We start from the raw sequence: 12,170 nt of genomic DNA, 5'->3' as shown, positions 1-12,170 counted from the left end.
GTCCTGCTTGCCGAGATTGGCCCCGAACACGCCGACGATCCGGAGCGGGCCACGGTCAATTCGGTTCTGCAGGCGGAGTATGCGCGGCTGGCCGGCATAGCGCCTGTGGCGCTGACGGCGGCGATGCAGCCCTATTTGCCGATCGTCCGCGTCTTCCTCCTGCTCGGCGGGGCCATGCCTGACATGCGGGAGCGGCTGATCCAGCGCGTCGAGGCGGCCCTGCGCTCGGAAGACTGAATTATTTTGGTCGCGCGCGAGCCGGAGTGGCCTGTCGAAGCGAGCCCTCAGTGTCTTCTTTGGGTCAGAAGCCGCCGATAGCGACCGAACCGGGGGACCTCCGGTTCACCTCGAAGAGCGAAAGTTCGCGACGGTCATGCAGGCCGTCAGCCTCGGGCCAAAAGCGGACGCATTGACCGCACCTGGGCGCCACGACCCCGTCACCTTGGTGCCATCGGAAATCTATTCGGGTAACCCCGCTTTCCGGAGCCCTTCGGTCAGCAGCTTCGCGTTTGATTGCCCGCCGCGGGCCATCCACGTTGATATTGTGAAGGCAGGATCGGTTTCGAGCAGATGCTTCGCTGCCTCGCGTGACTCTGCATCGCGTCCGAGATGGGCGTATGCGGAAACGAGGCAGCGGTAAGCCGACGAATAGGAAGGGTTCTGACGCTGAGCCTTCTTTCCTGCTTCGACGGCCTCGTCAAAGCGGCCAAGCTCAATCAAGGCCATCCCGATCCCGGTAAACACCACGTGAAGAACCGGGTCTAACGGGCTCATGCGTACGGCACGTTCAAAGGTCCGAATTGCTTCCTCGGGCCGCCCCGCAATCCTACAGACATGACCTCTACAGGCGAGGGTGTGAAATGAATTCGGGTTGAGCGCGACCGCCCTGTCCGCCATTTCGATCTCGGCTTCATGATTTCCGATCACGATTGCCGAGATGAAGCTTGCCCATGCCAACGTGTCTGCGTCACTATCGTCGACGCTCAACGCCAGGCGAACTAGTCGAATTGCTTCCTCACGCTCGAATTGAGGGTCGACAGCAAAGCCAAAAGCAACGTTGAGCGCGTGACAGTTGCCCGCCAAGGCAGCAACTAGGCCGAACCCAGAGTCGAGGTCCAAGGCGCGATGAGCCAGCCTTATCGCCTCGGCAAGCCCTTCCCGAGTCATCGAACGGAACTCGCGCACGGCCCGGAGATAGAAATCATATGCAGTGAGATTCTCGGGTCGGCGCCGCGTCGCCATTGCAATTTCCGTTTGGAGCAGCGTTGGTTGAACCGCGGAGACAACGGCGAGCGTGATTTCATCTTGGAGAGCGAAGACGCTGCTCAGGTCTCGATCAAAACTGTCCGCCCACATATGCGCCCCGGTAGCGGCATCGATCAATTGTCCTGCTATGCGAACCTTTCCCGATGCCTTGCGCACAGATCCCTCAAGCACATAGCGCACGCCAAGCCTGCGCCCGACCTCCTTGATGTCCACGGCTCTACCCTTGAAGGTGAAACTTGAATTTCGGGCGACCACGAACAAGGTCTTGAACCGCGAAAGCGCCGTAGTGATCTCCTCCACCATTCCATCGGCAAAATACTCTTGCTCGGGATCACCGCTTATGTTCTCGAACGGCAATACAGCGATCGAGGGCTTTTCGGGAAGCGCGAGAGAGAGCTCTTCCGGGTCTGCTAAGTCATCGGGACCTGATGGGGTCCTGCCCCGTTCTTCCCGCACTCGTCCGATGAAACGAAACCCCTTTCGTGGCAGCGTCTTGATAAGGCGCTGCTCATCGCCTGTGTCGCCGATGACGCTTCGAGCAGCGTTCAGGCGGGTCGTCAGTGCCGCGTCGGATACGACACGTCCTTTCCAGATGGCGTTTACGAGGTCGTCCTTGCTGACGACCCGCGCCCTGTTGCGGATCAAGTAATCGAGCAAATCGAAAACCTGAGGCGTTGTAGGCACTACGTCTGGTCCACGCCGCAGCTCGCGCCGGTCGATGTCGAACGCGAAGTGCTCGAAGAAATAGCGCAATGCACATTCCCCCGGTTGCCCTTTGAGGTCACCAGAGTGACGCCTCACGCCAAAAGAATAGGCCGGCGCTAAGGAAAATGTAAGCCGTTTGTCACGCGCCCTCATGCCCTCGCACTCTCGCGGTAGTCCCAAGGCCAATCCAGCGCTTCGCTTATTGAAGCGAACACTGCCAGCGGACAAAACCCTTCGAATGTCCGAGTTGGGTCAGAAGGCGATATCCCGGAGGTCGGATCGGGTTTCCGCTTCATCCTCGAAAGCAGACCTCCGGGATCTTAACGAGTACCCACCCCTACTCGCCCCACTGCCGTGCCATGGTTGCGAGCGCGCAGCCGGCATCCTTGAAGTCGACCCAGTTGTGCGCGTAGACGTGCTCCAGCGGAATGCCGTAACGCGCGCGCAGCACCGGCCACGCCGCGATCTGCGCGTCCGTTAGCGCCTTGATGTTGCGCCCTGGGGCATCAGCTTCGGGAGCGGACAAGCGAGGCGCACTTGGTGATGTCGGCTAAGGGCCAGAAGCCGAATTAAACCCGACGACTTGAATGTCTGTTTGCTCTCAGTTGTAGACCTGGCGAACGAGCCTTCCGGGAACGTCAGCGGCCTTCGGTGTTTCGACCTGAGGCGTCGGGACCGGGATTGGCGCCGGAGCTGACGCTAGTGCATGAGTTGGAGTCGAGACATGAGGTGGAGTCGACGGTGCCACAACTTGGTGCGCGGACGGCCTCCGTATCGGTTGAACGCTCGCCGGGCGCGACAGCAAGCTGTACCCCAATGCGGCAGCGGCCATGGCGCCAATTGCAACTCTTCCGACCACCGGTAGTGCGAGCGTCTCTGTCTTCCCACGTTTGGCCCGCTTACTCATATCTTTCCCCTCATCCCTATGCTCGGAAGAGGTACCCAGCAAAATTTAACAGGCTTCGAAGCGATTTCGCCCAGGCTGGAAATTGCTGAGCGTCGTTAACGACTACTCCCCCCACTCGCGCGCCATCGTCGCGAGTGCGCAGCCTTCGCAGTAGCGGGCGTCCTTGAAGTCGATCCAGTTGTGCGCATAGACGCGGTCGAGCGGGATGCCGTAACGCGCGCGCAACACCTTCACCAGCACCCGCCACGCCGCGATCTGTGCATCGGTCGCCCCCTTCGCGACGTCGGGATAGTTGCCGGCGAACTCGACGCCGATCGAGGTGTCCTTGTTCACCTGCCGATAGGTCTTGCTGTTATCGATATACTTGTTGTCGTTGCGGTCGGCGCCGTCGGTGTGGGTCGGGACCAAATTGTCCGCAACTGCCCAATAGACCGTGCCGTCGGTTTCGACCCAGACCATGACGCCGCGCCGGGTCGGGTGGTTGTGCTGCTCTGCTGCGCCAAACCGCGCCGAGCCCTGCGGGCCCTCGGTCTGGTGCACGATGATGTTGCGCCAGGGATGGGACTTGGCGACGTCGCCCCAGGGCGACAGCCAGACCATTTTCAACCCGGGAATCTCAGGCGTGCCTTGCGATCGCGCGATGGTCGCGAGATCGGGCGTTTCAGCCGATACCGCGGAGGACAGCACGAGCGCAGCAAGTACGGCGAGCAGGCGAGACATCATCACGGAAGGATCCAGTGTCGTCCCTCGATAGAGCGGGATGACTTTTCTCCGAATCGTCATCCGACTCTATCTTTTTGATTTGAGCATGATCTTTTCGGAAAACCGCTACACACTTTTCCGGATCATGCTCTAGCATGCTCAGGCGCGCTTGCGCAGGGTCGCTTCCACGAGATCGGCGATCTCGGGCGGCAGCCTGGGCTCGTAGGTCGCATAGCCGTTCTTGCCGCCTTTCTTGGCGTCGTACAGCGCATGGTCGGCGGCGGCGATCAGGCGGTCGGGATGCATGCCGATCTCGCGGCTCCATTGCGCAACGCCGATCGACACCGCGATCGGAATGTCCTGGCCGGTGCATTGCTCGGCATCGGCGCGGCAGACCTCCAGCACGCGGCGGGCAATCATCGCGCCCTCGCGCAGCGTCGAGGACGGCAGCACGATGCAGAACTCGTCGCCGCCGGTGCGGGCCAGCATGTCACCGGGGCGGAGCCTGGTCTGCGCCATCAGCGTGAAGTGCTGCAGGCAGGCGTCGCCGGCGGCGTGGCCATGGGTGTCGTTGATGCCCTTGAAGCCGTCGAGGTCGATCACCAGCAGCGCGAACGCCTCGCCGTTGCGGTCGGAGCGCGCGCATTCCTCGGTCAGCCGCTGCAGCAGATGGCGGCGGTTGCCGACGCCGGTCAGGTCGTCGAGCAGCGCGAGGTCGGCGACCTCGTTGCGCAGCCGGTCGATCGCCATCAGCAGAAAGCCGAAATTGAGCGCCATCGACAGGAAGACCATCAGCAGGATCACCAGCGACTGGCCGGCACTGAAGCGAACGAAGGAGAATTCGCCGGGCTGTAGCAGCGCGCCGATGGCACGCAGCGCATAGATGCCGATCAGCAGCGAAGCGACGATGCCGGCAAGCCGCGCGCCGGGGCTGACGCGGCCGTTCTCGGGCGACAGCAGCAGCTTCAGCGTCAACGCGAACGGCGTGACCTGCGCGATGGTGTAGACCAGGATGCGCATCGGCATGCTGTCATAGGCAAAGATGAAGACGGTAAGGCCGGCGAAGGTGAGCACGGTGGTCAGCATGGTGCTGCGCCAGCCCACCGGCTTGCCGTAGAACCGCTCGATGCCCATCGCGGCAAGGCCGGCGGCGAACACCATCAGCGTCCCCGCCGCCAGCAGCGGCAGCAGCGAGTCCGTCAGCATCACGCGGAGCATGGCACAGGAGGCACCGGCCGCCGCGGCGAACGCCGACGCGGTCCAGAATTGCGCCGCACCGAAGGCAGGATAGCTGCGCGCGACATAGGCCCAGATCAGGCCGAGCGCGAGAAAATTGATAACGAATACCGTCCAAAGCGTCGGAACGCTCAACATCGCCCCTGTTCGAGACCCCTATCGGTCTCGCCTCTCCTGAAATGACCGCCGCCCCTAGGGCGCTTCCCCAATGACAATCCCCGTTGTCTTGCGGGACAGGATGCGGCCGCGCCGCTTAACGGACTGTCACCCGCAATGCTCCAATCCAAGCTGTGGTTTTGAATTGATGAAGATGCGCGCATCGGCCGTTTGCGCATCGTTAAGCATGACGGATGTGACGCGCGGCGCACGTAGCGCGGCAAAAAGCTGGCTAAAACAGCTAACAACTGTGGATAACACAATGACAGCGCCGTGACAGCACGCGGCAGCCGCCTCCGAATCTGCTGAGTTTGCTACTGAGGATGTTGCGAGGCTGGCCCTCCGCCAAGCATGCCTCGGAGTCGCGTTTCAATCCATGAAACCTTGAGAGGATACTATGGCTAAGAAAGCGAAGAAGGCGAAGGCGAAAAAGGCCCCCAAGAAGAAGAAGGCCGCCAAGAAGAAGTAACCCGTTTCTTGCCCGGGTAGCGGCTCTGCCCTGCCCGGGCACCCAGATCGGGGCATCCAGATCAGGACCACCGGCCGCAACAATATCAACTTCAAATTCACCAATCCAAATAAGTCGGCCCCAGACGGATGGGGCAACACCGCAGGCGCAAGGCCTGCTTTTTTATTGCCTGCATCAACGGTGGCGAAACGCGGTCAGCGCTCCGCGAAGGCAAGCTTGGCGCCGAGCAGGGCAAAGCCCGCGGCAAAGCTACGCCGCAGCCAGGCCATCACCTTCGGCCGGGTGATGACGCGGTTCGCGCACCGACGCCGCGAACAGCCCGTAGACCCCGAACACCGCAAAAGTCATCGCCATGAACACACCGCTCAGCTCGACCATCCGCGCCAGCGGATGCGGCTCGTCGACGGCGATGAACTGCGGCAGGAAGGCCAGGAAGAAGATCGACAGCTTTGGATTGAGGATGTTGATCAGGATGGCGGTGACGATCACCCGCCCGCTCGAGCGCGGCTTGATCCCGGTGTCGACGGCGAGCGCGCCGCGCTCGCGCAGCGCCTGCCAGGCCATATAGAGCAGATAGATCACGCCGCCCCATTTCAGCGCCGCGAACGCCAGTGCGCTGGTGTGCAGGATGGCGGCGAGCCCCAGCATCGCCGCGATCATCTGCGGCACGATCCCGAGCGTGCAGCCGAACGCCGCAGCCACGCTCGCCCGCGAGCCCCGGGTCAGCGCCACCGCCAGCGTATAGAGCACGCCGGTGCCGGGGGAAGCGACCACGATCAGGGTGGTCAGCAGGAAGGACCAGGTCATTTCAAATCCTCACGGGGTCACGTCATTCCAGATGTTGCTTCAGATAGTCCAGCACACGGGGAAAGGCATCCTTGCGCGCTTCGGAATCGGTCCCGATCACGGGAATTGAGCCGTCGTGCATCTGATATTGCGGCAGCTCGGTGCGCGGCAGGTTCGGCGCGTCGAAGGCGTGCACCGCGCCGGGATAGCTCTTCAGCTCGACCGGATTGCCGCGCGCCCTGGCCGCCGCGATGAAGGCATCGCACGGCTTGAACGGCGTCCAGACGTCGGCCTCGCCGATCAGCACCAGCAGCGGCACCCTTGTGGTCCAGCTGTCCGGCTCGACATTGGTGTACGGCCTTGACTGGTAGATGTCGGCGCACACGCCGGGATAGAACGACACCGCGACGGCGAAATCCTGTACCAGCGCGGCGGGGCGGCCGATGCTCTTGTCGTTGATCGAGAGCAGCGCCACCCCGCCGCCCTGCGACCAGCCCATCAGCGCGATGCGGTCAGGCTTCACGAACGGCTGCCCCTGCAGATATCCGAGCGCGCCGTAGGCGTCCTTCGGCCGGTCGCGCCACATCCGGCGGGCGTCCGGTCCGCGCGAGCAGGTCTGGCCGAGACCGCGCGGCGTCGCGCTGTCGACGATCAGCGTGACGTAGCCTTGCGCGGCAAGCGCGCGCGCCCAGGCGCGGTAGAGACCGAACATGCGGCCCTTTTTGTCGTTGAGGCCGGAGCAGCCGTGCATCAGGACCACCGCCGGCCGCGGCGCGTCGCCCTCGGGACGAGTGAGATGGCCGATCAGGTCGGTCGCGCCGTCCAGCGAGGGGAAATTGACAATCGCCTCCGCCGCCGCGACGGGCACCGCGATCGCGAACATGAACCAGACCAGTCCGACGATCGACCACGGGCGGGACATCAGCCGCCAATATCACGGCGTCCGGGGCGGCGGAAGCGGCGGTCGGCCGGCCGCGGCTCGCCCGCGCTGACAACTCCGTTATGACGACCAGCGTTATGAAGACCCGCGCTGCCCACGGCCGGACAGCGCCGACGCCGTCGTCTCGGCAAGGCGGATCACGTCCAGCGGCGCCCAGGGTTTGGCCCAGAACAGCGCGCCATCGGGCAGGCGCTGCCGCAGCGGCCGGCCCGAGGTGACGACGACATCGAGATCGGGGTTGTATCGCTTGGCGGCGTAAGCGAGCTCGACGCCGGTCATGTTTCCGGCCAGCTCGACATCCGTCATCATCAGCACGACATTGTCGCCGTTGCCCTGCAACACCAGTTCGGCGGCTTCCGCGCTCGCGCAGGCGATGACGTCGAACTCGCTCTCCGCCAGCAGCAATTCGATCATCTCGCGCTGCATCGGATCGTCCTCGACGACCAGGGCCTTCGCACGGTGGGGCCTCGACTGTCCCATAGAATATCCCATGGCTGGGCCTCCCTTTTGATTGCAGTTTTTCAAAGCGAGCACGGGTTCAATGCCTAAAATCACTGGATGGTTCGGTTCCAATTTGAGAAAAGTGGGGACAGCCGCCGTGTTCCCGCACGGCCACCGTCACCCCTCGTTGAAATGGAGCTGACCCGACATGACCGCGATCGCTGGATCCGCCGCCGCCGTGACCGGAGCCGCCAGCGGCATTGGCCGCGCGCTTGCGCACGAACTTGCGCAACGCGGCTGCGACCTGGCGCTCGCCGACCGCGACGAGGCCGGCCTGCAGGGCGTCGCCGCCGAGATCGCGAAAGCAGGCCCGCGCAAGGTCAGCGTGCACCGCCTCGATGTCAGCGAGCCGGAGCAGATCACGGCGTTCGCGCAAGCCGCCGTATCAGCGCATCCCGGCCTCAACATCCTCGTCAACAATGCCGGCGTCGCGCTGCTCGGCGAGTTCGGTGAGATCGGGCAGGCGCAGATGGAGTGGCTGTTCAACATCAATTTCTGGGGCGTGGTGCACGGCACCCGCGCCTTCCTGCCGCTTCTGTCGCGGCAGCGCGAGGCGCATATCGTCAACATCTCCTCGATCTTCGGCATCCTCGCCCCGCCCGGCCAGAGCGCCTATTGCGCGGCCAAGTTCGCGGTGCGCGGCTTCTCGGAAAGCCTGCGCCACGAGCTTGCGGTGGCGAACAGTCCGGTCAGGCTGTCCGTCGTGCATCCCGGCGGCGTCGCCACCAACATCGCGCGCAACTCGCGCACCGGAAGCGGCATCACCGACAACGCCCGCCGCGCGCAATCGATCGAGCGCTTCGATTCGCTGGCCAGGACCACGCCGGCCGGCGCCGCGCAATGCATCATCACCGGCATCGAGAAAAACCAGCCGCGCATCCTGATCGGCAAGGACGCCCGCCTGATGGACCTGCTGCAACGCTTCCTCCCCGGGACCTACTGGAAGGTGATGCAGCGGCAGATGGAGAAGACCGCGGCGCGGCGGATGGCGCGGGATGCGAGAGCGGATTGAATGCGCCACGGCAGCGCGCAAGGGCGCCGCGTACACCATCGTCGTCCCGGCGAAAGCCGGGACCCATAACCACAGGGGTTGGTTGTTGAAATCCGCTGGGGCCACAGCGTCGTACATAACAGGCATTTGTGGTTATGGGTCCCGGGTCGCGCTTCGCTTGCCCGGGATGACGCTCAGGGTGTTGCAGCATGTGAGTCACGCCCACGCAGCTCGTCCTCACCCGCCCAACTGCTTCTTGACCCCAAGCGCCAGCCGAAACAGCGGATCGCTCTTCTCCGACGGATAGAGCGCGCTCTTCGTCACCTGCGGAAAATTGTCGTTCTTCCAGAACGAGGCCGGCGCGAACGCGAATTTTGCGACCAGCCGACGGCCGAAATCCATCTCATATGGAAAATAGTTTTCCTTCTGCTCGGTGCCAGACATCTCCGGATACTCGCCGAGCAGATAGCCCTCCTGGATATGCGGCCGCACCGCCGATGGCGGGCAGACGCTGGAGAGGCGCACGATCTGCAATCCGGCCTCGGCGCTGGCGGTGATCGCGCCGCTGAGGTTCGGCACGCCGAGCACATAGAGGAAGGCGGTGCCGGTCTCCGCAGCGAGGCGAATGACGCCGCGATCCGGATCGAATGGGTGACGTCGAGCAGCGGCGTGGTGCAGACCTCGTAATGCTGCAGGATCGACCAGCGCAGGATGCGATGCCGCTTCAGCCGCTCCAGCCCGAGCAGTTTTGCCTTCGCATACTCCGCGATCAGGATCTGCTCGGCGCGGGTCATCGTCGCGAACCGCGCCACCAGCGTCGCAGAATCGGGATTGCCGCGGCCGCCCCGGAACAGCGTCGGCTTCAGCGACGAGTTGCGCTTGATGTTCCTGAAGTCGGCGCCCTGGCCGCGAAACAGCAGCACATGGTCGCGGTTGAGGAATTGCAGCTCGGCGATTTTTGTCGCGAGCTCGAGATAGGAGCCGACCCGATGGCCCGGCCCCTCCCGCACCGCCGCGTTCTTCGCGATCTGGCATCCGCGGCGGTTGAAGAACGACCAGATCTTTTGGCTGCCGATGGTTTCCATGGATAGCCCGAACTCTGCGACAAGCGGACAGAACGTAGGGCGGATTAGCCGAAGGCGTAATCCGCCAATCGCGAGCGGGACGGCGGCGGATTACACTTCGCTAATCCGCCCTACGAAATCCGCGCCCTCACCGCCCCACGAGCTGATCGGCAAAATACCCGATGGTCTTGCGGTAGATCACCGCCCTGTTCCACTCGCGCATCGCCTCGAAATTCGCGGTGCCCTCGCCATAGGGCGCGCCCATCTTGAAGCCGTTGGTGTGCAGGAGGTTCGCGGTCGAGGCCAGCACGTCGGCAACCGAGTGGCGCAGATCGACATGGCCGTCGCCGTCGAAATCGACGCCGTACTTGATGTAGGACGACGGCAAAAATTGCGTCTGCCCGATCTCGCCGGCATAGGCGCCGATCATATCGTTCAAACGAAGGTCGCCGCGCTGCACGATCTTGAGCGCCGCGAGCAGCTCGCCCTGGAACAGGTCGGTGCGGCGGCAATCATGCGCCATCGTGGCAAGCACGCGGAACACCGGCAGCTTGCCCATGTCGCCCTTGCCGAAATCGGTCTCCAGTCCCCAGATCGCGACCAGGATCTGGCGCGGCACGCCATATTGCTGCTCGATCTTCGACAGCAGCGCGGCGTGACGCTGCAGCATGGCGCGGCCGCCATTGATGCGCCCGGCGCCGACGCGGGTTGCGACATACTGCTCAAAGGTCTTGTTGAAGGTGTAGCGCTGCCGCCGGTCGAAGGCGAGCACCCCGCCATCCTGCTGCACCCCGCCGAGCGCCGACGAGATCACGTCCTGCGAGATGCCGGCCGCGGCCGCCTCCTGCGAGATGGATTGGACGAAGGTGGGAAAGCCGCCGCCGCAGCGGGCGGCGTAGGAGGGGGTGGCAAGCAGCAGGGCGCCGAACACAATCGCCAAACGACACCTGAGCATGCAAAAATCCCTCCTGCTTCGAACGGCTGATCATGCCATGGGAGAAACGATGCAGTCAAAGCGTCGGCACGGACACTCCTCCTGCAACATCCCCCCGCGTGCCGGCACCAGCGCTCTCGCCCCTCCACGCCCGTGGCGCATTCACCAGGCTGACCAGTGTGTAGCTGATGATCAGCAGCAAGAACCACGACCCAAGCTTGTCGATCGGGACCATCGACCAGCCGAGCCGCTGCGACGGGTAGAGCCAGGTTTTGGTGAAGGTGCCGATGTTTTCCGTGAACCAGATGAACAGCGACACCAGCACGAGGCCGAGCAGCAGCGGCATCGCGCGGTGGCGGGTCCAGACCCTGAAATGGACGCTGGTGCGGCCGAACAGCCAGGCGGCGCAGGCGAACAGCAGCCAGCGCATGTCGACGACGTAGTGATGGCTGAAGAAGTTGACGTATACAGCAATGCTGAGGGCGATCAGGCTGAGACGGCGCGGATGCTGCGAGAAGCGGAAATCGAACAGCCGCCAGCAGCGGCTGATGTAGCTGCCGATGCAGGAATACATGAAGCCGGAGAACAGCGGCACGCCGCCGATATGGAAGATGCTGGGCTCCGGATAGATCCAGGAGCCGACCGAAGTCTTGAACAGCTCCATCGCGGTGCCGACGACGTGGTAGATCAGGATGACCCTGGCCTCCTCCCAGGTCTCGAGCCGTCCGATCAGCAGCGCGGCCTGGACCGCGAGCATGCAGAGAAACAGGAAGTCGTAGCGCGCAAGCGCCGCGTCCGGCGGATAGAAGCGCCAGGTGCCGATCATCAGCGCCACCGCGATGCCGCCGAACAGGCAGGCCCAGGCCTGCTTCGCGCCGAAGCGCAGGAATTCGTAAAGACCGGCGGTCCAGCGGCGCTGGGCCATGACGAGGCCGAGGCGATGTTCGGCGGCGATGAAGCGGCGCAGCGGCGGCCAGTTGGCTGCGGCGCTCGCGATCGGTTTGGGTTGGCTTCTCAGCGGGTGATGCACGCCGCGGACGATGGCGGCGGATCAGGGTCTCAGCGCGGCGGAGTTGTGCAGATTTCCCTCAGTCCCTGAGCTGCTGCTCCAGCCCGGCAAAATCGATCTCGGCCCAGCGCTCGGAAATCCTGCCATCTCGGATGCGCCAGAACGTCATGCCGCGGAATTCGACGTGGCGGCCGGTTGGAGCAATGCCGCGCCACGGGCTGCGGTGCCGGCCGCGCCAGACGAAGCGGCCGGCGACGATGTCGCGGTCGGCCACCAGGCATTCGGCCACCGCCGACAGGTCGGCGAAGGTCTCGTGCAGTGCAGCCGAATGCGCGATCACCTCCTCGGCGCTCATCCGCTTGCCCGCCGCATGGTCGAAGAAGTCGGGCGCCAGCTGCGCGCGGATCGCCTCGGGATTATGCCGGTTGGTCACGGCGTCATAATGCGCAAGCACGAGCGCCTTGTTGGCGTCGAGGGTGGCGTTGGACATCGGCGATCGGCTCT

At 63.8% G+C, this 12,170-nt stretch carries 10 protein-coding genes and 4 pseudogenes; 2 read left to right on the top strand and 12 right to left on the bottom strand.

Annotation, left to right across the window (positions count from 1 at the left end; all coding sequences use genetic code 11):
- Positions 1-237 (top strand): annotated as a pseudogene (locus K359_RS63410) (aminoglycoside phosphotransferase family protein); the annotation flags it as partial.
- A gap of 222 nt (positions 238-459) precedes the next feature.
- On the opposite strand, the gene K359_RS0126655 reads toward K359_RS63410, so the two are convergent.
- From K359_RS0126655 to K359_RS0126615, 7 genes and pseudogenes are all read right to left on the bottom strand, one after another.
- Positions 460-2,019 (bottom strand): winged helix-turn-helix domain-containing tetratricopeptide repeat protein, encoded by a 1,560-nt coding sequence (locus K359_RS0126655; RefSeq protein WP_029082045.1) that lies wholly within the window; start codon positions 2,017-2,019, stop codon positions 460-462.
- 289 nt (positions 2,020-2,308) lie between these two features.
- Positions 2,309-2,449: pseudogene (locus tag K359_RS0126650) on the bottom strand (N-acetylmuramoyl-L-alanine amidase); the annotation flags it as partial.
- Positions 2,450-2,980: 531 nt separating this feature from the next.
- Positions 2,981-3,601, bottom strand: a complete 621-nt coding sequence (locus tag K359_RS0126645) for an N-acetylmuramoyl-L-alanine amidase (protein WP_035977160.1) — start codon at positions 3,599-3,601, stop codon at positions 2,981-2,983.
- A gap of 138 nt (positions 3,602-3,739) precedes the next feature.
- On the bottom strand, positions 3,740-4,954 hold the full coding sequence (locus tag K359_RS0126635; protein ID WP_029082042.1) for a GGDEF domain-containing protein: 1,215 nt from the start codon (positions 4,952-4,954) through the stop codon (positions 3,740-3,742).
- 681 nt (positions 4,955-5,635) lie between these two features.
- Positions 5,636-6,248, bottom strand: a pseudogene (locus K359_RS53125) (LysE family translocator).
- Between the two features lie 22 nt (positions 6,249-6,270).
- On the bottom strand, positions 6,271-7,149 hold the full coding sequence (locus K359_RS0126620; protein ID WP_035977158.1) for a dienelactone hydrolase family protein: 879 nt from the start codon (positions 7,147-7,149) through the stop codon (positions 6,271-6,273).
- A 93-nt stretch (positions 7,150-7,242) separates the two neighbouring features.
- A complete protein-coding gene (locus tag K359_RS0126615; protein ID WP_029082039.1) occupies positions 7,243-7,647 on the bottom strand; it encodes a response regulator in 405 nt (134 codons plus the stop codon).
- Between the two features lie 169 nt (positions 7,648-7,816).
- Between K359_RS0126615 and K359_RS0126610 the strand changes: the two genes are divergently transcribed.
- Complete coding sequence (locus K359_RS0126610) at positions 7,817-8,680, top strand: SDR family oxidoreductase (RefSeq protein WP_029082038.1); 864 nt, start codon at positions 7,817-7,819, stop codon at positions 8,678-8,680.
- 216 nt (positions 8,681-8,896) lie between these two features.
- Here the strand turns inward: K359_RS0126610 and K359_RS64610 are convergent, their stop codons facing one another.
- From K359_RS64610 to K359_RS63405, 5 genes and pseudogenes are all read right to left on the bottom strand, one after another.
- Positions 8,897-9,238: a hypothetical protein gene (locus K359_RS64610; RefSeq protein WP_245284721.1), complete on the bottom strand. Its 342-nt coding sequence runs from the start codon at positions 9,236-9,238 to the stop codon at positions 8,897-8,899.
- 98 nt (positions 9,239-9,336) lie between these two features.
- A pseudogene (locus K359_RS66240) lies at positions 9,337-9,744 on the bottom strand (hypothetical protein); the annotation flags it as partial.
- A 127-nt stretch (positions 9,745-9,871) separates the two neighbouring features.
- A complete protein-coding gene (locus tag K359_RS0126595) occupies positions 9,872-10,678 on the bottom strand; it encodes a lytic transglycosylase domain-containing protein (RefSeq protein WP_029082035.1) in 807 nt (268 codons plus the stop codon).
- 55 nt (positions 10,679-10,733) lie between these two features.
- Entirely contained in the window at positions 10,734-11,687 is a 954-nt protein-coding gene (locus tag K359_RS53120; RefSeq protein ID WP_245284720.1) for a DUF817 domain-containing protein, read from the bottom strand.
- 58 nt (positions 11,688-11,745) lie between these two features.
- Positions 11,746-12,156 carry an ester cyclase gene (locus K359_RS63405; protein ID WP_051346428.1) on the bottom strand — a complete coding sequence of 137 codons (411 nt, stop codon included), beginning with the start codon at positions 12,154-12,156 and terminating at the stop codon, positions 11,746-11,748.
- Positions 12,157-12,170: the final 14 nt, after the last annotated feature.

This window comes from Bradyrhizobium sp. th-b2, from assembly GCF_000426785.1.
Classification (GTDB): Bacteria; Pseudomonadota; Alphaproteobacteria; order Rhizobiales; family Xanthobacteraceae; genus Bradyrhizobium; species Bradyrhizobium septentrionale.
This window is presented reverse-complemented; position numbering and strand designations above follow the sequence as displayed.